We start from the raw sequence: 21,045 nt of genomic DNA, 5'->3' as shown, positions 1-21,045 counted from the left end.
TTAAGGATTTCTTCAGAAAAGCAACCCCGGCAGGCTCCTATCGCCCAATTTCGGCGTGAAACTCCTGCAGGGACTTCACCCCCAGGGATCCTGACTGCAGAGCGCGGATGGCGGCGGCGGTAGCCCTGGCTCCAGCCAGAGTAGTGACCAAAGGGATCTTGTAGGCCAGGGCGGTGCGGCGGATCTTCTGCGCATCCTGTTGGGCTTCGCCGCCAGAAGGGGTGTTGACGATGAGCTGAATCTGGCGGTTTTTGATGGCGTCGATGACGTGGGGCCGGCCCTCGTGCAGCTTGAGCACCTTCTCGACCGGGATCCCGTGCTCGGCCAGCACTTTTTGGGTGCCGGCAGTGGCCAGCAGGCGAAAGCCCAGCTGGACAAACTCTTGGGCCACCGGGATCACCGCCTGCTTGTCGCGGTCGCTGACGCTGATGAACACCGTGCCCTCTAGGGGCAGGTCCTGGCCGGCAGCCAGTTGCGCTTTGGCAAAGGCGCGGCCAAAGTCGGTGTCAATGCCCATCACCTCCCCAGTAGAGCGCATCTCCGGCCCCAGCAGCGTGTCGGTGCCGGGGAACTTGTGAAACGGCAGCACCACTTCCTTAACAGCCACGTAGGGCGGGATCACCTCCTGGGTAAAGCCCAGCTCTGCCAGGGTTTTGCCGCTCATCACCTGGGCAGCGTAGGCGGCCAGGGGGTGGCCAATGGCTTTGCTGACAAACGGCACGGTGCGGGAAGCGCGCGGGTTGGCTTCCAGAACGTAAACCTGCTCTTTCTGGACGGCGTATTGGACGTTAATGAGCCCCACCACCTTGAGAGCTTGGGCCAACTTCACCGTCCAGTCGCGGATCACCTGCAGCACAGCAGGGCTGAGAGTGCGGCTGGGCAAGACACAGGCAGAATCCCCGGAGTGGATCCCGGCCTGCTCGATGTGCTCCAGGATCCCGCCAATGGTTACAGCCCCGGTGTGGTCGGCAATGGCATCCACATCCACCTCCACCGCGTCTTCCAGAAACTGGTCCACCAGCACGGGACGGTCGGGATCCACCGCCACGGCTAGCTGCATGTAGCGCCGCAGGTCTTGATCCGAGTAGACAATCTCCATGGCCCGTCCCCCCAGCACATAGCTGGGCCGCACCACCACCGGGTAGCCGATGCGGCGGGCAATCTCCAGGCTTTCTTCCACGCTGCGGGCAATGCCGTGGGCCGGCTGGCGGATCCCCAATTCCTGGAGCAGGCGCCCAAAGCGGCCGCGATCCTCGGCTATGTCGATGGAGTCAGGAGAGGTGCCCCAGATGGGGGCCTGGGCTGCTGCCAGCCCCTGGGCCAGCTTCAGGGGGGTTTGGCCGCCAAACTGCACGATTAGGCCCAGCGGCTGCTCCGCTTCCACCAGGTTCATCACTTCCTCATGGGTCAGGGGCTCGAAGTAGAGGCGATCGGCGGTGTCGTAGTCGGTGGAAACGGTTTCTGGGTTGGAATTGACCATGAGGGTCTCATACCCCAGGCGGCTGAGGGCATAGGCGGCGTGGCAGCAGCAGTAGTCGAATTCGATCCCTTGGCCGATGCGGTTGGGGCCGCCCCCCAGAATCATCACCTTTGGCTTGGTGGTGGGAAAGATCTCGGATTCGCTCTCGTAGGTGGAGTACTGGTAGGGGGTAGCGGCCTCGAACTCGGCGGCGCAGGTGTCCACCGTCTTGTAGGTGGGGATCACCCCCAAGCTCTGGCGACGGGCCCGCACCTGGGCTTCCCTGGAGCCGGTCAGGTGGGCGATCTGCCGGTCGCTGAAGCCCATTTGCTTAAGGTGGCGCAGATCCTCAGCCGTCAGGGATCCCAATTCCCGCCCCTTGAGGACCTGCTCCACCTCCACCAGCTCCTGCAGCTTGTCGATAAACCAGGGATCGATGTGGGTAAGCTGAGCAATTTCCTGAACGGAAAAGCCCATGAGCAGAGCCGTGCGGATGGTCAAGAGGCGCAAGGGGTTGGGGGTGCGCAGGTTGGCCCGCACCTCCTCTGGGGTTGGGAAGACTTCCGGCCTGTCGCTGCCAAAGCCGGGGCGGTCGATCTCCAGGGATCGCAAGGCCTTCTGGATGGACTCCTGGAAGGTGCGGCCAATGGCCATCGCCTCCCCCACCGACTTCATCTGGGTTGTCAAAACGGGCTCTGCCCCAGGAAACTTTTCAAAGGCAAAGCGGGGGATTTTGGTGACCACATAGTCAAGGGTGGGCTCGAAGCTGGCCGGGGTTTTGCGGGTGATGTCGTTGGGGAGCTCCGGCAGCGTGTAGCCTACGGCCAGCTTGGCGGCGATCTTGGCAATGGGAAACCCAGTGGCCTTGCTGGCCAAAGCAGAAGAGCGGGAAACCCGCGGGTTCATCTCGATCACCCGCACCTCGCCGTTGGCGGGGTTGACGGCAAACTGCACGTTGGATCCCCCGGTTTCCACCCCAATCTCGCGCATGATGGCGATGGCGTAGTCGCGCAGCCGCTGGTACTCCTTGTCGGTGAGGGTCTGCGCCGGGGCCACGGTGATGGAGTCGCCGGTGTGAACCCCCATGGGGTCGATGTTTTCAATCGAGCAGATGATCACCACGTTGTCCGCCAGATCCCGCATCACCTCCAACTCAAACTCCTTCCAGCCGATCACCGACTCCTCCACCAGGATCTGAGAGACCGGGCTGGCCTCCAGGCCGGCGGCGCAGATCTCTTCAAATTCTTCTTGGTTGTAGGCCACCCCTCCCCCTGTGCCCCCCAGGGTATAGGCGGGGCGGATGATGAGGGGATAGCCGATCTCGTGAGCGATCTGCTTGGCTTCGGCCAGGCTGCGGGCCAGCCCCGAGCGCGGCACCGCCAGGCCAAGCCGCTGCATCGCCTGCTTAAACAGCTCCCGATCCTCGGCTTTTTCGATGGCCTCCCGCTTGGCCCCGATCAGCTCCACCCCGTACTGGTCCAAGATCCCGCGCCGGGCCAGCTCCACCGCTACATTGAGGGCCGTCTGTCCCCCCATGGTGGGCAGCAGGGCATCGGGGCGCTCCCGCTCGATGATCTGGGCCACGAAGTCCGCCGTCACCGGCTCGATGTAGACGCGATCCGCCATACTGGGATCCGTCATGATGGTGGCCGGGTTGGAGTTGACCAAGATCACCTCGTAGCCCTCTTCTCGCAGGGCTTTGCAGGCTTGGGTGCCGGAGTAGTCGAACTCGCAGGCTTGGCCAATGACGATCGGCCCCGCTCCGATGAGCAAGATCTTGTGAATGTCGGTACGGCGCGGCATAGGGATCCCAGGGGTGGCAGGGTCAGCCTTCTATTGTAGAGGTCGCCTGCAGGTCAAGTTGCTCAACGGACAGGGAAACGTCCTGCTGTCAACGCTATCTTTGCGGCAAAGCCATCCATGGATCTGCCGATCGAGGAGACGCTCTACGGCCACTCCAATTGTTCGCAACGTTGATGGGGCCATTGTCAAAGTTCTGAAAGAAAGGGCTAGGCCTCACGGTGGGAGTGCAGAAGCCGAACATCGCAAAATCCTCAAGCAAGTCTTACTCCAACTTGCAAAAAAGTCCTTTGCCAAGTGCTCGGATCGATCCCAAACATTGGTGAAGATTCGGACTTCGAGCGGATGCAAGAAGATAACACCGCCCACGATGTATTGGCTTGACACGAGCGTTATCAACCCGTTCGAGCCTTCATAACAAGCCGCGGTAGCGAATAAAAATTAAAATCGCCGCCCAGGATCCCAGCGCCACCTTGATGGCCACCAAAATGTTGAGGATTGGGATCCAGCCGCCGCTAAAAAGTGCCCCCAGCTCGCCCTTGGGTAGTTCCCAACCGGCCAGGGCGATTACAGCCACCCCGATAAACGTCACCACCGACAGCTTCTCCCACATCGCGGCTTGCCACCGCTTGTAGATGGCCTCCATCCAGGTCGAAGAGGCGGTGATCGCCACCAAGCCAATCGCCGTTCCTCCCGCCACGCCGGCAGCAAACCCCCCGCCCGGCGTCAGGTGACCCCGAATGGCCAGCTCCACCCCAATCAGAGCGGAGATGGTGGCCCCCACCCGCGCCAACACAATTGAGGGAATATCGGTAAACTGAGCTACATTGGCCGTCGGTCGCTCATCCGCCAGCAGGTACTGCGCGCCCAGAATGGCCGTAGAAAACACGACGACTTCAAAGACGGTGTCGTAAAGGCGGTTGCGCAGGATCAAGCCCGTCACCGTATTGGGCACGCCGCTTTCTCCGGCCAGAACCGCCACAGGCTCAAAGGCAGGAGAAACAGCTCCCGCGTCGGCAACCATGAGCTGCAAGGCTGCCAGCAGCGCCGCCACCCCGTACAACCACCTCATGGCAGGAGGACCTCAGAAAGCAGGGCTTGTTGCGTCAAGATGGCCTGCAGGCGGGGCACGCGCGTTACCAAGCGATACTCTGCCACCTCCTCATCGGGCTCAAGGGCAATGGTGTGCACCTCCCGGCTGTGAAGGGCAGCCAACAACGCCTCTGCACTTCCATAGACGGCCAACTCCAGACGCATGTGGTACTGCTGTAGCCCTTGGCGCATCTGCTGTAACAACTGCTGTGCTGCTGAGGTCCTGGCCGCCAACAGAGGACTGTCTTCGAGAACGCCCAAGCGCATACTCAACGAGGAACGCACCGCGATGGCATAGAGCGTAATGGACAGCATGGTGCCCACCAGCGCCTCAGTAAGCGCCACATCCGCCGCCCCAAACAAGGCATAGATCAGAGCAGCGATGGATCCCAGAATGCCGCGCATCACCAAGGCATGATAGGGATTGGTCTGGGTCACCACCAAGGCAGCCGTCAAGGGCAACAGCAGGGCGATCACCAGCAACAAAGTCTCTTCCATCCTGTCCTCCTATAGGGACTTGCGCTGCGAGCAAAAGGCCAGCACATAGCCCAAGATGGTGTTCCAAATGGCCAAGGAAATCAGGGCCAACACCAGCAGAGGCCACTCCCTTGGGATCCGCAGCAACAGCCCCAGCATGATGCTCATGGATCCCAGCGTGTCCGACACCGAAAGGCCGTGCAGCTTAAACAAAATCGAGCGATCCCCAAGGAGCGGCGCTGTTCCCCACAGCCAAAACAGCACCCCGATCCCAAACAGAAGATAGCTGAGAGCCTCCACCAAAACTTCCATGTTGATTCCCCTTAAAGCATTTCCAAGCGCTTGAGCACGTGGGCCAGCAGCATTAGGGCTGCATTGCCCACCGACAAAATCAAGACCCCCACAATCCCGATCATCCAGTCATCCCGCACCACAGATACCACCAAAACCAGGATGGCCGTCTTGGTCGATAAGCTGGCAAAAGCCAGCATCGTCTGCCAAATATCCTCCTTCAGCCAGGCGGCATACAGCGGCAGGCATAGGGTCAAAGTCAGCAGAAACAGCAGTAGATTCACGCCTCCTCCCGCGGCTTGAGCAGATGCACCTCGTAGGTGCCTTGGGCATCGCAATTGAGCACAATGGTTTTGGGCGTAAAAGTAATCAAAAAGATGTCGAGAAACACTAGTCCCGCCGAACGATTGGGGAGAGTTTGTTTGTATACAACCTCCTCTACGGTGTGGGGTCTGAGGATCATCTCAAAGGCCTCCCAGTAAGCTTTCGGAACGGCGAAAACGATCTCCCTGAGCACCCGCCCCCAATCCCGCCACCGCACCGGCGCAGAGGCCTGCCGAGGCAGCAGCAGCGTCGCCGCCACCCCGATGGCCACATTGTCCCAACTCAGATTACCCGTCAGCAAAAACCAAATCAAAAGCCGCAGGCCAATTTCCAGCAAGCCCAACTCAGGGTAGCGCCACATGGTTCACTCCACTTAGCAGAATCCAGGCCAGCACCAACACCACGCTCAAGCCGCCCACCACTGCCTCTAGCCCTTCATCCAGACGCCATCCCTTCACAGGAATTCGCTCCCAAAACCAGCCCAGCGGGATCCCGAGGCCCAAGCTAAGGAACGCCTTGATGAGATTATCGACGTCATAGGCCGCTGGCAGCCAGAACCAGAGCAAGCCCCCGCCCCAAAGGACTAGGGCCACCTTGTCTGGCCAACCGGCTGCCGGGGTAGTGTCCCCGTTTGTTTGAGAAGGAAAAGCTCGCAGCACCCGCACGGCTATGCAGGTGGTGCCGACAGTAACCCCCACCAGCAGCCACTCGTGCCAGGGATCCAGAGCTGACAAGCTAAGGGCCTTGGCTGCATAGCCCAAAGTGCCGGGCACCCCCGCCAGCGAGGCCGTCCCCAAGATCAGCAGCGACCAGCGCCAGCGATTGGTTATCGCAGCCCCGACAAACAACAAGGGCTTCGCCAGCCCATGGGCCAGGCCGTACAAACCCGCCCACTGGGGTGCAGCGATGACAAATCCCATCTGCGACACCGAGCTCCAGGCCAAAAGGCGCTGGGGCGTGCTGGCCATCAAAGCCAGAAGGATCCCAAAGACCGCCGCGCCTGCGCTGAAGTAGGGCAGCCCCTGCGCCAAGACGGGCGAGAACTCGCTGCAGCGCACAAGGGCCATGGCGCCTGCTTTTGTAGTAAAACCGCTGAGCACCGCCGCAATGACAGGATCGGCAGTGGCGTAGGTGAGGGGCAGCCACAGGCCGGCGACGAAGACTGCCCCCTTGGCCAGAAGGCCAACGGCAATCAAGGCAAGAGCCGTGGGGTCGGCCAGGGCCAAGCCGCTCATCGCCAGGGATCCGGTGCGCACATAGACCAGCATGGATCCCACCAGGTAGAGGAGCATGGCCACATTGCTCATGAACAGGTAGCGCAGCCCCACCCAGAGCTGACGGTCGCAAGAGCGGTGCGGGGCGCTTTCCCCCAGGATCGGCTGGGACTCTGCTCGGCGACTGTAGGTGAGCAGCAAAAACACGCCGATGCTGAGCACCTCCAGGGCCACATAGACGCTGATCAGGTCAGCGCTGATGACGACGGCGTTGGCGCTGCCGTGGACGATCAGCAACTGCATGGCCAGAAAGCGGCTGCCCACAAAGCGCCGATCCAAATACAGGGCCACCCCAAGGGTGACCAGGCCATGGGCCAGGAGCATGGCCGCGGCGTTGCCATCGATCCGCAACGTCACCCCGAAGTGATCCAGCAACTGGAGCTCCAACGGCGCAGCAGTTGCCCCTGGCAGGCCTCCCTGCTGCACTGCGTAGGCTATCGTCAGTCCAGCCATGATGACCAGGCTGGGACGGGTCAAAGCCGGCAGCAAGTAGGTGGCAAAGGCCAGCCAAAAGGGCAGTGCCACCCAGACCAACGTCGGTTCGGTCGTCAGCTCAGTCATCAGCTACCGCCTGCTCAATACTCTCCACTTCCAAGGTGGGATGATCGCGGGACAGCTTCATCACCCCCACCAACATCAGGGCTTGTACCGACAGGCCGATGACGATGGCCGTGAGGATGATTCCTTGCGGAACCGGGTCGGCATAGTCCACCTGGCGCCAGGGCTTGTAGATGGGAGTGAACACGCCGGTGCGGGCGGCCCAAATGACAAAAAAGGCGATGACCCCGGTGCTCATCACATCCATGGCCAAGATTTTCATGATCAGATTGCGCTTGACCACCACTCCCCAAAAGCCCAGCAGGATCGTAAGGATAATTGCAGCGTGTGCCATGGGTACCTTGCCGTTTGAGCCTCGATGGTGATTTTCCATTCAGCTAGAAGCCGCAGGAGCCCTGCTCCGTACCCCCCTATATCCCCCCCGTATACGGGGGGACTGGGGGGCCGGGGGCCGGGCCGGTCAGTGACGGGAGAAATGCGGTCTGTTGATGTACCATCACAGCATGACTCAAGTCCTGACCATCTCCTGCAAGCTCAAGGTATCTAATTCCCAAGCCGCCAAGCTGGATGCGACTCTGGACGCCTTTGTGCAGGCCTTGAACTGGGTCAACCAAAACACGCCGGAGAAGATCCTCAACGCCCTTAAGCTCCAATCTCTGGGTTACCGCGACATCCGTGCCCGCTTTGGCCTATCCAGCAACCTGGCACAACAGGTATGCAGATGGGTGGTATCTGCCCGCAAGACTGCCAGCCAGAAAAAACCGTCCGGTCAAAGCCTTCAAGGCGGGCTTCGTGACCTACGCTGCCCGCATCTTCTCCTTCCGAGCGAAAGACTGGACAGTATCGCTCACCACCGTTGAGGGGCGGGAACGGTTGGAGCTGTCCATCGGCAACTATCAACGAGGGATGCTGGCCGGCACCAATCCCCAATCGGCCACGGTGGTCAAACGCAAAGAGGGTTCTTACTCCATCCAGATTTGTGTGGAGCATGACCTGCCGGAGCCGCAAAACACCGCCAAGGTCATGGGGGTGGACTTGGGTAGAAAAGACATTGCACACACCTCAGAGGGGGATAACTGGCATGGACAGCCGTTGAACCAGGTCAGAGACCACTACTTCACTACTTCTGGTTGAGAGCGATCCTCCAACAAAAAGCCAGTCAGGGCAGACGCAGTTCACGGCGGAGATGTCGGGAACTGCTGCAACGGCTGTCTGGTCAGGAGAGACGCTTGCAAACCTGGGTCAATCCCTGCATCTCCAAGGCTATTGTTTCCAGGGCAAAGGCGACCGATAGCACGATTGCCTGGGCAGACCTCACTGGAATCAGAGAGCGTGTCAACTCACAGCCGCGCAACAAAACCGAGCGTCGGCGGTCCAATAGTTGGGCGTTCTATCAACTGAGGCAGTTTGTGTACTACAAGGCGCTGCGGGCTGGGGTGAAGGTTGTGGTGGGACGCAGACTACAACGGAGCGTTAGCATCAGCGAAGCGTAGCGCCTATGTCATTGCACTTTTGGGGGCTGCTGTAAACCAGCCGCCCTACATCCCCCCGTATACGGGGGGAAGGGGGGCGGTCGGAGTCGGGTAGTTTACTATCCAACTTCCGCAGCCGCAGCAGCCAGATGGCGACATCTCGTCCGAGGGATCCGCCCAGACGCAGCCGGGATCCCCAGGGCTGAGGCTCGAGGTCGCTGAAAATAAGCTGGAAACACACTGGGCCGTTTCCGGTCTTCGCCCCGCTTCCCTAAGCCCCCTCTGGATATGGAGAGAGCTCTTGTACGCTGCCTTGGGATGGAATAGCTTCATGGAGTTGGTGTAATGGCCGTCAATTTGCATTAGGACTATATTGCAGTCGGCTATCATGAAGCCAAAACTGTTCTTGTCGGATGGATTAGTCTCGTTCGACGATCTGCAGCGATGCCCAGTTCTGCTGAGTCTCTGTCCTCTCCGCTTCCCCAAGGCGAGGCCCTCAAGCCCTCGGTGGTGGCGGCGCGGGAGCCTTTTTTGGGGCTGCTGAGGGATCTGGCACGGGCTTACCAAGCCTTTGAAAATTACGCCGGCGCTCACATTCGGCAGATGGGGCTGACTGCCCCCCAATTTGACGTGTTGGTAACCCTCGGCAACACCCCCGGCCTGACGATGAATGTCCTGGCCCAGAAGACACTGGTTACCAAGGGGACGCTGACCGGGATCGTGGATCGCCTGGAGCAGAAGGGGTTGGTGCGCCGCGAGGTACCCCCAGAAAACCGCCGCTGCTTCAAGATCGTGCTTACCGAAGAGGGGGAAAAACTGTTTGAGCAGGTTTTCCCGGCCCATGTGGCCTACCTAAAGGAGCGCTTTCAGAAGTTGGATCCAGAAGAGATGGCCCAGATCCAGGCTTGCCTGAAAAAGCTGCAGTCTATTTTCCATCTCCCTCGGGGGCAGACCCAGGATTGTTGAGGAGGCCTCTTACCCCAAGACCCAGAGCATCAAGACGACGCCCAGGGTAACGGCGGCAAAGAGGGCGTAGCTAATCCGGCGCAGCGGCTGCAGTTGCATGGCATGTAGATCCTTAAGCCAGCCCAGCCCCAGCGATTCCACAAAGCGATCCAGCACGGCCTGCATGGGGTAGGCGTAAACGGATCCCTGTTCTTTGAAGTTCACCAGCAGGACCAGCAGCGTGGCGTAGCCCCAGAGGAGGCCCCAGAGCACAGCACTCAACCCGATCAAGATGGGCTCAAGCATCGAGCTTCCTTGGCCTTCGGTAGGCGTGACCCCCGCTTCCTCAGTGTGACGAAGTTTTGCAAGATGGAAGGGTTGGATCCCATTTTCAGGCTCTTTTCTGCTTGAAGCCACATCCAGGCCTGCTTTTTAGGACAGGGGAAGGAGGGTTGTCCAACGCAAAAGATGGCAGACTAGGGTTACCTGCCCTACCTCTTCTGGACGAGTCCCTATGAGCTCTCGCTACCTGCTGCTCCCCGCCGAGCCCAAATCGGTCGGTATTGCCTATCTCCTCTGGGCGCTGGGCATATTCGGCATCTGCGGTGTCCATCGCCTCTACTTGGGCAAGACTGTGACGGGCCTTCTCTGGCTTTTGACCTTTGGGCTCTTGGGCTTTGGCCAGTTGATCGACCTGTTTCTGATCCCAGGCATGGTGGACGACCACAACTTCAAGCTGGCCGTCTTGCAGGGGATCCGCCCCTCTCCGGCTCCCGCCAAGGGGGTCTCGGCGCCGCCTCAGCCTTTGAAGGGTCAGGCTTTGATGCGGGAGATCCTGCGGCTGGCGCAGCAGCGGCAGGGGATCCTCACCCTCTCGGAGATCGCCATCGAACTGCCTGCTGATTTTGACGAGATTGAAAAGGCGCTGCGAGAGCTGAGCCGCCGGGGCATCGCCTCCCCCGAGAACAACCTAACCACCGGCGCCGTGGAGTACCACTTCCCTCACCTGTTGCGCTCCCCTGGCGACCGACGCTCCCTCTGACAACGTCCTACTGGGATCCCAGGATGCCGCGCTGTTTGGCTAGCTGCATCGCCCGGCGAAAGGCCAGCAGCCCCAAGGCGAAGTAGAACACGCCGCTGGCCAGAGCCATGAGCAGCCGCAAGGGATCCAAACCCGCCTCCCGCACCATCACATCTCGCAGCAAGCCGGCCCCCGCCGTCATGGGCAGCATCTGCCCCAGCCACTTCAGGGATCCCGACCACTCTTCTGTGGGGGTGGCCAACAGAAACAGCAGGCCAAATTGGCTGAGGATCAACAGTTGTTGGATGCGCTTCCAAATCAAGGCGGCGGATCCCAGCAAAAACGAGAAGCCATAGGCCCCCAGCACCACGCTCGCCAACGGCAACAACAGGGTGGGGGGAAAGTGCAGCCGGCTGCCGGTAAGCAACAGGATGATCCCCAAGATAACGACAACGGTTGAAAAGCGCAGCACCAAGCTGGCGCAGGCCCGCGCCAAAAACAGGGTGGCCGCCGAAAAGGGCGAGAGCAACACCTGCTCCAAGGTGCCTGTCTGGGCTTCCACCTGCAGGTTGAGGGCAATGTCGTTGACCACAAAAATGACCAGCGTCCAGAGCACATAGCCAATCACCACCGCATCCAGCCGTTGTCCAAACTGCGAGGCCGGCCCCGCCACATACTGAGCGCCGGCAAAGAGGGCATAGAAGAAAAAAGTGGTGATCAGGATCCCGCCCAGGGCTTCTGCCGGATAGCGGATGTACTGGATCCAGGCCCGCTTCAGCTCGGCCCAAAATAGGTACAGCAGTGGCCTCATCCCTGCTCCCTTCTCCTTTTCAACAGCTTGAGGAAAATGTGGGTGAGATCCGCTTCCTCGCGCTTGATCCTGAGCAAGGGCAAGGGCTTGAGGATCTCCAGCACCTGATACAAAGTCTCCGAGGAGCCGCTGAAGCGCAGCTGATGGGATCCCAGGATCTCCACCCCTTGCTGGGCCAGGCGTTCCGCCCGGCTGGGATCCAGCTTCTGCTCCAACTCAATCCGGTAAGAGCCGGCGGCGCCGGCAAACTGCCGGATCATCTCCTGCGTGGGAGCTTGGGCAATAATTATCCCCCGCTCGATCACAGCCACTTGGTCTGAGAGCGCCTCGGCTATATCCAGTTGGTGGGTGGTGAGGAGAATGGCCCGACCTGAAGCGGCAATTTGGCGGATCAAGGATTTCACCGCTTGGGCGGCTTCTACATCCAACCCCAAGGTAGGCTCATCCAGCAACAGCAGAGCCGGCTGGTGCAGAAGGGCAACAGCAATGGCCACCTTCTGCTGCATACCCCGCGAAAGGGTTTGCACGGCAACATCCCGCTTCTCCCCCAGGCCAAAGGTCTCCAGCAGCTCTGCCCCCCGTTGGCGAGCCGTTCTGGGGGATAACCCCCGCAGCACGCCAAAGTACTCCAGGTTTTGCAAGGGGGTAAGCCGCCAGTAGAGGTTGCGATTGCCTTCCAGCACCGCTCCCACCTGGGCCAGCGCACCCGGATCGGCGTGGGGATCCCGCCCCAGGATGCGCACGCTGCCGGCATCGGGCTGGATCAGCCCGGCGATCATCTTGATGGTGGTGGTCTTGCCGGCCCCGTTGGGCCCCAGAAAAGCCAGGATCTCCCCTGCCGCAATCGCCAGGGAGACATCCACCACTGCCCGAACCTCCTTGCCCCCCTGCCGGTAGGTTTTCTGAAGGTGGTGGGCTTCTAGAACCTTCATGGGGCAAACACGAGGCAAAAGGGAGTGCAAAAGTTCCACCCGAGAAGGGCCGGCCATCCATCCCAGTTTCTCACGGCAGAGCCCAGCCCCCCCGCAGCCAGGACTAGGTGGCTGTTGGGATCCGGGCTTCCATCAGGGCCAAGCTCATTTTGTCCAGCCACTGCAAAAGGTTGTCCAGTTGCTGGGCCGCAGGCACCATTCCCAGGCCCCGCACCGTCACCTTGCCCGGCTGATAGACAAAGCGAGACTGCAAATGGGCCGGCAGGGCTTCCTTGAGGCGGTTCCAGGCCGGCTCCTCCATGGGGGTTTCCAAAAGCACATGCTCCTTGGCCGGCCTAATGCGGGAAAAGCCCAGCGTGCGGGCCAAAATCTTCAGCTCCATCACCCGCAGCAGCTCCTGGGTGGGCTTGGGCAAGGGGCCAAAGCGATCCTGCCATTCCTGGGCAATTTGCAACAGTTCGACCCGAGAGCCGGCAGCCGCCAATTGGCGATAGGCCTGCATCTTTTGATCTTCGTCAGGGATATAGCTCTGCGGGATCATGGCCGTTATATTGAGGTCAATTTGCGTGTCTTCCACCTGCGGGATCTCTTGGCCGCGAATTTCTCGAATCGCCTCTTGCAACATCTCCAAGTAGAGATCAAAGCCCACCGCGTTGAGTTGTCCGGATTGCTGAGTTCCCAAGAGGTTGCCAATGCCGCGAATTTCCATGTCCCGCAGCGCCAACTGATAGCCGGATCCCAGTTGGGTAAATTCCTGAATGGCCTGCAGGCGCTTGCGGGCCTCTTCGGTGAGGATGCCATCTTCTCGGTAGAACAGCCAAGCATGAGCTTGGATCCCGGCCCGGCCCACCCGTCCTCGCAATTGGTAAAGCTGAGCCAGACCAAACTCCTGGGCATTTTCGATCAAAATAGTGTTGACACGGGGAATATCTAAACCGGATTCAATAATGGTGGTGCAGACCAAGATATCGATTTCTCCGTTGTTAAAAGCTAGCATGGTCGCTTCCAGCTCCCCTTCCGGCATCTGCCCATGGGCAATGGCAATGCGGGCACCGGGCACCCATTCCCGCAATTTGGCGCTGGTCTCTTCGATCCCTTCAATGCGGTTGACCACATAAAAGACTTGCCCGCCGCGATCCAACTCTTGGCGGATAGCCGTGCGAATGACCTCAGGATTGTAGGGAGAAAGGTGAGTTTTAATCGGGCGCCGCGAGGGCGGGGGAGTCTGGATCAGGCTCATTTCCCTCAACCCCGACAAAGCCATGTACAGCGTGCGGGGAATGGGGGTAGCCGTAAGGGTGAGCACATCCACCTGGGTTTTGAGGAGTTTAATTTTCTCTTTTTGGTTGACGCCAAAGCGCTGTTCTTCGTCAATGACCAGAAGACCCAAATCGCGAAACTGCACATCCTTGCCCAAAAGTTGGTGGGTGCCCACAATGACATCGAGTTCGCCACTTTTGAGGCGGGCCAGGATCTCTTTTTTCTCTTCGGGAGTGCGGAAGCGGTTGAGCAGGCCCACTTGAATGGGGTAGGGGGCAAAGCGCTCTTTGAGGGTGTGGTAGTGCTGCTGAGTGAGAATGGTGGTTGGCGCCAAAAGGGCAACTTGTTTGCCGGCGGTTACGGCTTTGAAAATGGCGCGGATGGCCACTTCCGTTTTGCCAAAACCCACATCCCCGCACAGCAGCCGATCCATGGGGCGGGGAGACTCCATATCCCGCTTGATCTCCTGGACGGCGCGAATTTGATCCGGTGTTAGAGGATAGGGAAAAGACTCCTCAAACTCCTGTTGCCAAGGAGAATCGGGCGGGAAGGCATAGCCCTCCTGTTCGGCCCGTTTGGCGTAGAGCTGCAGCAGGTCAAGGGCCACTTTACGCAGGCTCTTTTTGACTTTTTGCTTGGTCTTTTCCCAGGTGCTGCCGGACATTTTGTGCAGTGCAGGGGGCCCATCTCCACTGGCCCGGTAGCGCGAGAGGGAGTTGACCTGGTCGGCAGCCACCCGCAACAAGCCATCGCTGTATTGAATGACCAGGTATTCTCGGGTTTCGCCGCCAATGGTGAGGCTTTCCAGCCGTAAGAACTGGCCGATGCCATGGGCCTTGTGGACAACAAAATCCCCCGGCTTGAGCAGGTTGGGATCCACCTGGCGGAAGCTGGCCTGGCGGCGCTTGCGCACATAGGTGGGGGTGGCCAGGCTGTGCTGGCCGAAAAACTCGCGGTCGGTGAGCACCACCCACCCCAGCGTGGGCAGCAGGAACCCCTCCAGCTCAGCCAAGCCGGAGTACTTCAGGGCCACCGGCGTGTAGGACTGGAGCTGGCGCTCGATGGCGGGGAAGTCTTTGGGGTTGGGCACATACTGGGCCGGGCAGTCGTGTTCCTGCAGCAGGGCCACGGTGCGGGAGGGCTGGGCAGAGAGGATCCACACCTGCAACTGCTGCTTGCGGTACTCGCGCAGGGTTTTGGCCAGGGATCCAAACTGGTGGGGGATGGTAGGAACGGGCCGGCTTTTCAGGTCGATGGCGGCGGATTCGGCGGGGTCGGAGCTGGCAAAGGCGCGGGCCAACAGGCGGGGGAAGGGATCCCATTCAGGGGCCTCGAGATCGAAGGGGCGGTGGAAGGGGAGCAGAGCCGGCTCGGCAGCCTGGGCCAACTGCCACTGCTCTTGGGCGTGGTCTAGCCACTGCCGGCTGTGGGCCTGGCACTGCTCCGGCTCGTCGATCAGGATCAAAGTATCGGGATCCAAGTAGCTCAGCAGGTTGGCCGGAGGATCGTAGAGCAGGCCGAGAAAACGGCGCAGGCCTTCAGGGGGGGCGGATCCCTGCGCTAGCTGCTGCCGCAGGGCGGGGGAAAGCTGCTCCATCTTTTCCTGGAGCGCCGGCCAGAGGATGGGTCCATAGCCGGTGGGGGTCAGCCAGACAGAGGGGATCCCGTCTTGAGAGCGCTGGCTGACCGGGTCAAACTCCCGCAGCCGCTCCAGCTCGTTGCCAAACCACTCCAGGCGCACCGGCCACTCGCAGGCCACCGGGAAAACGTCGAGAATATCGCCCCTTTGGCTCCACTGACCCTCACTTTCCACCAGGCTGACCCGCTGATAGCCCAGCCGGGTCAACTGCTGCCCCAACTGCTGCGGCGACAGCTCCGCGCCGGCTTCCAGCCGGAGGCAGAAAGACTGAAACACCTTTGGGGGGGGGAGGTGGGGTTGCAGGGCCCGCTCCGTGGCCACAATGGCCATGCCCTTTCTGCCCTGGAGACAGTCGGCCAGCACCTGCAATTGTCCCCACACCAGCTCCGGCTCCAGGTCAAACGGCTCGTAAGGGGAAGCCTCGGAGGTGGGATAAAGCTGCACGCTCTCCCAGCCCATGCCCTCCAGTTGGGCCGTCCAGCGGCCCGCCTCTTCCAAAGTGGCAGTCACCACCAGCAGGGATCTTCCCTCCTGCTGGGCCAAAGCCGAGGCAACTAGCCCCTTCGCGATCCGACCTGCCCCCTGAATGGCAGCCCGCCGCCGCGATCTCAAGCGGGCGGCCAACTCTTGCATCGAGCCCGATCGGGCGAGAAAGTGCACCAGCGGGACAAACGACATTTTCCTCCCACACTGCCAACTCAAGCCGGGATCCCAATTCTGGCAGGCTCTGCGGCCAGTTTGCATGACGTTACTCCCGCCTCTCCACCAGCCATTTCGGGAGCCCGGACGCGGATCCCTAGGCTGCCGAGTTTAGAACCCTGTTTATTCTGTAGTCTGCTTTACACGAAGAGAACCCCTCCTCTCAGGATCCTAAAGTTAACCTTTAGAATCGAGCAGCCCATCGATGGTCTTGGTCAAGATGCGATCTTAGAAGAAGGAACAAAGAGGATAGCCTTCCCGGCCTCATTCAAATGGGTAGGGATGTCTGCAGCTGAGAAGATATCCCCCCTACATAGGGATGTGCCTGCACAAGCTGTAGCAGAGATTGTCGGGAAAAGTCGAATTCGCCCATCCAAACTTGGTGCCAATCATGTTTCTAGATACCCTTGCACTTTCTCGTCTCCAGTTTGCCCTCACGGCCATTTTTCACATGCTGTGGCCGGTTTTAACCACAGGAATGTCTATTTATCTTGTGGTTATTGAGGGGCTCTGGCTGAAGACTCGCAACCTCGATTACTATCGCCACGCCCGTTTTTGGTCGAAGATCTATGTGTTGAACTTTGGCATTGGCGTGGCCTCTGGCTTGCCGATGGCCTTTCAATTTGGCATGAACTGGGCCCCTTTTTCGGAAGCAGTGGGAGACTTTTTTGGAACCGTCCTGGGGTTTGAGGGCACAATGGCCTTTATGCTGGAGGCCAGCTTCCTGGGGATCATGCTTTTTGGCTGGGAGCGCGTGCCGCCGATCATTCACTGGATCTCGACAATCTTAGTGGCCTTCGGTGCCAACCTCTCCACCTTTTGGATCCTGACGGCCAACTCCTGGCTGCAGACGCCGGCAGGTGGGGTATTTGTCGATGGAAAATTTGTGGTGCGCGACTACCTGCAGGCCATTTTTAATCCCTTTATGCTCAACAGCTTTCTCCACATGTTCTTTGCCACCCTGGAGACTTCTTTGTTTGTGGTTGGTGGCATCAGTGCCTGGTACATCCTCAAGGGGCGGCATGGCGAGTTTTTTTCCCGTTCCCTCAAAGTGGTCCTGGCGATGGCTCTGGTGGTGGCCCCCTTGCAGGTGTTTATCGGCCACTTGAGCGCGGAGCAAGTGTATCGTTATCAACCGGCCAAGCTGGCGGCCATGGAGGCGCAGTGGGAGACGATCCCCGCCGGCGAGCGGGCGGATTGGAGCCTGTTGGCCTTGCCCAACGACCGAGAGGAGCGCAACGAGTGGGAGGTGAAGATCCCTGGTGCCCTGGGCTATCTGCTGGAGTTTAAGCCCAGGCTGGATCGACCGGTTTATGGTTTGAAGGCTTGGGAGCCGCAAAATCGTCCTCACCTGATTGGCCTGATCTACTACTCCTTTAGGACGATGGTGGCCATTGGCCTCTTTCTGGCCGGGCTTATGGGGGTTACCTTAATCCAGTGGCTGAGGGGCAAGCTGTCGGCGGAGGCCCTCTCCCAGCAGAAGTGGCTGATGTGGGCCTGGGTCTTCGCTGGCCCGCTGGGCTACATTGCCGTGGAGACCGGTTGGATCGTCCGCTGTGTGGGCCGGCAGCCCTGGATTGTGTACGGGCAACTGCGCACCGCAGAAGCGGCTTCACCGCTGCCGCCAGGAGAGGTGCTGTTTTCTTTGGTCGGCCTGAGCGCCTTGTACACGGTGTTTTTCGTGGCCGCTCTTTACTTTGGCAGCCGCATCATCCGCAAAGGGCCTAATCTGGAGCTGCCTGCCCCCGTTCCGGCAACCCAGCCGGTGATCGTGATCGAGCCTGCCAGCCACGAGCCGGATCGCCGTCCTGCGGAAGCTCGGTAGCGCCGGTGCAGCTCCAACAGAACCCAGGCGACACAGCAGGCTCCTTATCCAAACAGCAGCCAAGCCGTTGGTTACGTCGATTTCCAATTCCCCTCTCCCAGAGGGCGAGGGGGGGTAATGTCTCGAACTGGTTGGAAATACCCAAAGCGGAGAGAAGGACGATGGAATCTTTCGAGCCTTTACAGCAGTTTTTGCCGCAAGTCTGGTTTTTTATCCTCGGTCTATTCCTATTCCTTTATGTCTTGCTGGATGGATTTGACTTGGGAGTGGGCATCCTCTCCCTGACGGCCTCCAGCGAAACGCGCCGCAGCATTCTCATGACCAGCCTGGGCAATGTTTGGGATGCCAACGAGACCTGGCTGGTGCTGATGGGGGGATCCCTGTTCGGGGCCTTCCCCCTCGCCTACGCCACCATTCTCAACGCCCTCTACCTGCCGCTGGTGATCATGGTGGTGGGCCTGATCTTGCGGGCCGTTTCCTTCGAGTTTCGGGAAAACGCCGACAACAAGCTGGTCTGGAACCTGGCCTTTGGGGTGGGTAGCTTTTTGGCGGCGCTGGGCCAGGGGTTTGCCTTGGGCAGCGTCTTCGAAGGGATCCGGGTGGACGAAGCCGGCCACTTTGCCGGCAGCCCCTGGGATTGGCTGACCTGGCGGACAGTGTTGGTGGCCCTCACCCTGATTCAGGGCTATGTCTTAGTTGGCTCGGCCTACTTAATTGTGAAGACCACGGGGGAACTCCAGAAAACCTACTACAAAACGGCAACCATCGCCACCTGGACAACGTTGCTGGGGGCAGTGTTTATCACCATCAGCACCCCCATCATGTCGGAGCAAGCGCGCTCCCAACTTTTCTCGCCTCCTCTTTTCTATATCTTTGCTGCCATCCCCGTTTTGGGGCTTTTGTTGGTGGCTCTGTTGCTGCGCAGCCTGCGCCGGCGAGAAGAAACTAGCGTGTTGGTTTATACCTTTCTCATCTTTGCCCTTTCTTTTATTGGCCTGGGGTTTATGGTTTTCCCCAACATTATTCCTCCCAGCGTCACCATCTACGAGGCAGCAGCTTCTCCCAGTTCGCTGGTGTTTATGCTTACCTTTATTGGCTTTTTGATCCCGGTTATCTTGTCCTACAACATCTACAACTACGTGGTGTTCCGCGGCAAAATTGTGGTGCAGGAAGCAGCAGCAGAAGAGGCCAAAGTTCCGGAAGCAGCTTAAAAGGTCTCAGCGCAATCCAATTGAAACCCCGCCGGACGTTTTGCCAGGCGGGGCAGGCTTTTATCTTGCAGCTCTGGGAAGCTAGACAGGGTTAACCGTCTCCAAGACTTCACTCCCGCTTAAGCCACTGCCGGATTTGCTCGGCAGCCACATCGCGACCTCCCAAGCCAAAAGCCAAGGCCACCGCGACGGCAATCGCGCCCAGCACCAAGCCAAAGGCCAGCACCACGATATCGGTGGCCACGCCCATCTGCTGCAAGGCCATGGCGCCGACAAAGACCAGGATGGCCGCCCGCGCCGCCTGGGCCAGCACCCCTGAGGAGGGGTTGCCCAAGCTCTTGATCATGGAATGGGCCAAATTGGCCAGGTAAAGGCCGATCCCGAACACCAGGGCGCCGATGAGCACCCGACCGGAAATCAGCAACAGCCCCTGGACGATGTCGGTCAAAGCGGCAAACTGCAGCAACTCCACCGCCGGCACCGCCCCGAACAAGACCACGCCCACCCAGACCACCAAGCCGGCAATCTCAGAGGGGGTGCGCCGCTTCGCCAACGCCGAGGGATCCCCTTCGGCGGCGGGAGCTTCAGGAGCAGGGGCCGAGGGCAAACCAAGGCCGGCAGCCAAGCGGTCGAAACCGATTGCCTGCAGCAACTGGGTCACCAAGCCAGCCAAAAACTGCCCCAGCCAGTAGAACACGGCCAGGATGAGAGCAGATCCTGCAATTCGGGGAATGGCCCGCAACACCTGCTCCAGCATCGCCACCGCTGGATCGGAGATGGCCCGGATTTCCAGGGCCTTGAGGGCGGCAATCACTGCCGGGATCAACACCAAGACGTAGGCCACTGTGCCCACCGTCTGGGCCAGCTGGGGAATGCCAAAGCGTGCCCCCAAGCGGTTGGCTCCCGTTGCGGCTAGCAAATTGGAGATGAGGCCGCGTACGATGCGGGCCAAAAACCAGCCCACCACACCGATGACCACCGCTCCCAAAATGCGCGGCACCATCGATAGGATTTGATCCAGCAGGTTTTGTACCGGCTGCAGCGGCCCCCGCAGGTTGAGCGTATCCAGGATGAGCGGCAAGAAGAACAGGAGAACCAACCAGTAGAGCGCGTCGCCCAAGGCTTCATTCAAGAGAAAAGGAGCGACCTCGTTAGCGCCCCCCTCTGGCTTAGCGGCCGTTCCCTCTGGAGCCCCCTCTGCTCCTGCTTCCGGTTGCAAGGGCTGAGCCAGCCGCTCGTCCAAGTTAAAGCGCCGCAGCCCTTGGATAACCGCCAGCCGGGCAACCGTGGCCACCGCCCAGCCCACCCCCAGCAGCACCAGGGTTCCACCCAGCCGCGGCAGATAGACGAAAATTTCTCCCAAAAACCTGTTGAGCGGCTCGGAGACGGCCTGAAGCTGTAGGGCATTCAGCACCGCCACCAACACAAAAGCCAGGATGATCCAGTAAACCGCAGCAGCCACCCAGCGCTCGGTTTGCGGCAGCTTCTCGCCGGGCCTTTGGCCCATAATCCAAGCGGCCAAGCGGTTATCGAGCTGCGTCCGCTTGAGCAGCCCCCGAACGCCAAAGGCCACCGCTCTGGCCACGATCCAACCCAGAATTAAGATGCCAATCGCCGCCAGGAGATTGGGCATAAAGTCGATACAGCCTTTTAATTTAAAATGGGGTACAGGTATTCAAGAGGAAGGAGAGAAAGGAATGCCGACTCATTCTTTGGATTTGCGGCAAAGAGTTGTAGCAGCCTACCAGGCAGGTAACACCTCCATCCGCCAGGTAGCTAAACGCTTCATGGTGACCAAAAGAACAGTACACCGCTGGGTGCGTCAGTACCAACAAACTCAAGATTTAGCCCCTAAGAAAGCAGGCACCAAGCGAGTGGGCATTTTGGAACAACATCGGCAGGAAGTGATGGCAATTATTACAGAACACCCAGACTTCTACCTGTGGCAGTATCAA

At 59.8% G+C, this 21,045-nt stretch carries 18 protein-coding genes and 1 pseudogene; 6 read left to right on the top strand and 13 right to left on the bottom strand.

What is annotated here, in order from left to right; translation table 11 throughout:
* Window positions 1-37: 37 nt before the first annotated feature.
* The 8 genes from carB to SYN60AY4M2_RS13265 form a co-directional block, all read right to left on the bottom strand.
* Window positions 38-3,262: a carbamoyl-phosphate synthase large subunit gene (carB, locus tag SYN60AY4M2_RS13305; protein ID WP_099813130.1), complete on the bottom strand. Its 3,225-nt coding sequence runs from the start codon at window positions 3,260-3,262 to the stop codon at window positions 38-40.
* A 409-nt stretch (window positions 3,263-3,671) separates the two neighbouring features.
* Window positions 3,672-4,331, bottom strand: coding sequence for a Na(+)/H(+) antiporter subunit B (locus SYN60AY4M2_RS13295; protein WP_011430581.1), 660 nt, complete (start codon window positions 4,329-4,331; stop codon window positions 3,672-3,674).
* Window positions 4,328-4,849: a DUF4040 domain-containing protein gene (locus tag SYN60AY4M2_RS13290; RefSeq protein ID WP_011430582.1), complete on the bottom strand. Its 522-nt coding sequence runs from the start codon at window positions 4,847-4,849 to the stop codon at window positions 4,328-4,330. Before SYN60AY4M2_RS13290 ends, SYN60AY4M2_RS13295 begins: the two co-directional genes overlap by 4 nt.
* A 9-nt stretch (window positions 4,850-4,858) precedes the next feature.
* The gene (locus tag SYN60AY4M2_RS13285; RefSeq protein ID WP_011430583.1) at window positions 4,859-5,140 is read right to left on the bottom strand and encodes a monovalent cation/H(+) antiporter subunit G; all 282 of its coding nucleotides are present in this window, start codon (window positions 5,138-5,140) and stop codon (window positions 4,859-4,861) included.
* 11 nt (window positions 5,141-5,151) lie between these two features.
* Window positions 5,152-5,403, bottom strand: a complete 252-nt coding sequence (locus SYN60AY4M2_RS13280; RefSeq protein ID WP_011430584.1) for a hypothetical protein — start codon at window positions 5,401-5,403, stop codon at window positions 5,152-5,154.
* Complete coding sequence (locus SYN60AY4M2_RS13275; RefSeq protein WP_041438403.1) at window positions 5,400-5,804, bottom strand: Na+/H+ antiporter subunit E; 405 nt, start codon at window positions 5,802-5,804, stop codon at window positions 5,400-5,402. Before SYN60AY4M2_RS13275 ends, SYN60AY4M2_RS13280 begins: the two co-directional genes overlap by 4 nt.
* Window positions 5,788-7,278 carry a cation:proton antiporter gene (locus tag SYN60AY4M2_RS13270; protein ID WP_099813129.1) on the bottom strand — a complete coding sequence of 497 codons (1,491 nt, stop codon included), beginning with the start codon at window positions 7,276-7,278 and terminating at the stop codon, window positions 5,788-5,790. The genes SYN60AY4M2_RS13275 and SYN60AY4M2_RS13270 overlap by 17 nt, the downstream gene beginning before the upstream one ends.
* A complete protein-coding gene (locus SYN60AY4M2_RS13265; protein WP_011430587.1) occupies window positions 7,271-7,609 on the bottom strand; it encodes a cation:proton antiporter subunit C in 339 nt (112 codons plus the stop codon). The genes SYN60AY4M2_RS13270 and SYN60AY4M2_RS13265 overlap by 8 nt, the downstream gene beginning before the upstream one ends.
* Window positions 7,610-7,778: 169 nt before the next feature.
* Between SYN60AY4M2_RS13265 and SYN60AY4M2_RS13260 the strand changes: the two are divergent.
* Both SYN60AY4M2_RS13260 and SYN60AY4M2_RS13255 read left to right on the top strand, forming a co-directional pair.
* Window positions 7,779-8,862, top strand: a pseudogene (locus tag SYN60AY4M2_RS13260) (transposase).
* A gap of 329 nt (window positions 8,863-9,191) precedes the next feature.
* Window positions 9,192-9,713, top strand: a complete 522-nt coding sequence (locus SYN60AY4M2_RS13255) for a MarR family transcriptional regulator (RefSeq protein ID WP_228375232.1) — start codon at window positions 9,192-9,194, stop codon at window positions 9,711-9,713.
* 9 nt (window positions 9,714-9,722) lie between these two features.
* Here SYN60AY4M2_RS13255 and SYN60AY4M2_RS13250 read toward each other — a convergent pair whose 3' ends face one another.
* Window positions 9,723-9,998, bottom strand: a complete 276-nt coding sequence (locus SYN60AY4M2_RS13250) for a hypothetical protein (protein WP_099813128.1) — start codon at window positions 9,996-9,998, stop codon at window positions 9,723-9,725.
* A 208-nt stretch (window positions 9,999-10,206) separates the two neighbouring features.
* Between SYN60AY4M2_RS13250 and SYN60AY4M2_RS13245 the strand changes: the two genes are divergently transcribed.
* Window positions 10,207-10,734: an NINE protein gene (locus SYN60AY4M2_RS13245; RefSeq protein ID WP_099813127.1), complete on the top strand. Its 528-nt coding sequence runs from the start codon at window positions 10,207-10,209 to the stop codon at window positions 10,732-10,734.
* A gap of 7 nt (window positions 10,735-10,741) precedes the next feature.
* Here the strand turns inward: SYN60AY4M2_RS13245 and SYN60AY4M2_RS13240 are convergent, their stop codons facing one another.
* From SYN60AY4M2_RS13240 to mfd, 3 genes are read right to left on the bottom strand one after another with little or no spacing between them, the layout of a single operon-like run.
* Window positions 10,742-11,524, bottom strand: a complete 783-nt coding sequence (locus SYN60AY4M2_RS13240; RefSeq protein ID WP_011430591.1) for an ABC transporter permease — start codon at window positions 11,522-11,524, stop codon at window positions 10,742-10,744.
* A complete protein-coding gene (locus tag SYN60AY4M2_RS13235) occupies window positions 11,521-12,513 on the bottom strand; it encodes an ABC transporter ATP-binding protein (RefSeq protein ID WP_228375236.1) in 993 nt (330 codons plus the stop codon). The genes SYN60AY4M2_RS13240 and SYN60AY4M2_RS13235 overlap by 4 nt, the downstream gene beginning before the upstream one ends.
* Before the next feature lie 46 nt (window positions 12,514-12,559).
* Window positions 12,560-15,988, bottom strand: a complete 3,429-nt coding sequence (mfd, locus tag SYN60AY4M2_RS13230) for a transcription-repair coupling factor (protein ID WP_240527899.1) — start codon at window positions 15,986-15,988, stop codon at window positions 12,560-12,562.
* Window positions 15,989-16,445: 457 nt separating this feature from the next.
* On the opposite strand from mfd, the gene SYN60AY4M2_RS13225 reads away from it, so the two are divergent.
* Window positions 16,446-17,879 (top strand): cytochrome ubiquinol oxidase subunit I, encoded by a 1,434-nt coding sequence (locus SYN60AY4M2_RS13225; RefSeq protein WP_099813125.1) that lies wholly within the window; start codon window positions 16,446-16,448, stop codon window positions 17,877-17,879.
* A gap of 161 nt (window positions 17,880-18,040) precedes the next feature.
* On the top strand, window positions 18,041-19,090 hold the full coding sequence (cydB, locus tag SYN60AY4M2_RS13220; RefSeq protein ID WP_099813124.1) for a cytochrome d ubiquinol oxidase subunit II: 1,050 nt from the start codon (window positions 18,041-18,043) through the stop codon (window positions 19,088-19,090).
* 109 nt (window positions 19,091-19,199) lie between these two features.
* On the opposite strand, the gene SYN60AY4M2_RS13215 is transcribed toward cydB, so the two are convergent.
* Entirely contained in the window at window positions 19,200-20,723 is a 1,524-nt protein-coding gene (locus SYN60AY4M2_RS13215) for a mechanosensitive ion channel (RefSeq protein WP_240527861.1), read from the bottom strand.
* 64 nt (window positions 20,724-20,787) lie between these two features.
* On the opposite strand from SYN60AY4M2_RS13215, the gene SYN60AY4M2_RS13210 reads away from it, so the two are divergent.
* Window positions 20,788-21,045: helix-turn-helix domain-containing protein (locus SYN60AY4M2_RS13210; protein ID WP_143597331.1), on the top strand; the 258-nt coding region annotated here is incomplete at its 3' end.

The organism is Synechococcus sp. 60AY4M2, assembly GCF_002760375.1.
GTDB lineage: Bacteria > Cyanobacteriota > Cyanobacteriia > Thermostichales > Thermostichaceae > Thermostichus.
This window is presented reverse-complemented; position numbering and strand designations above follow the sequence as displayed.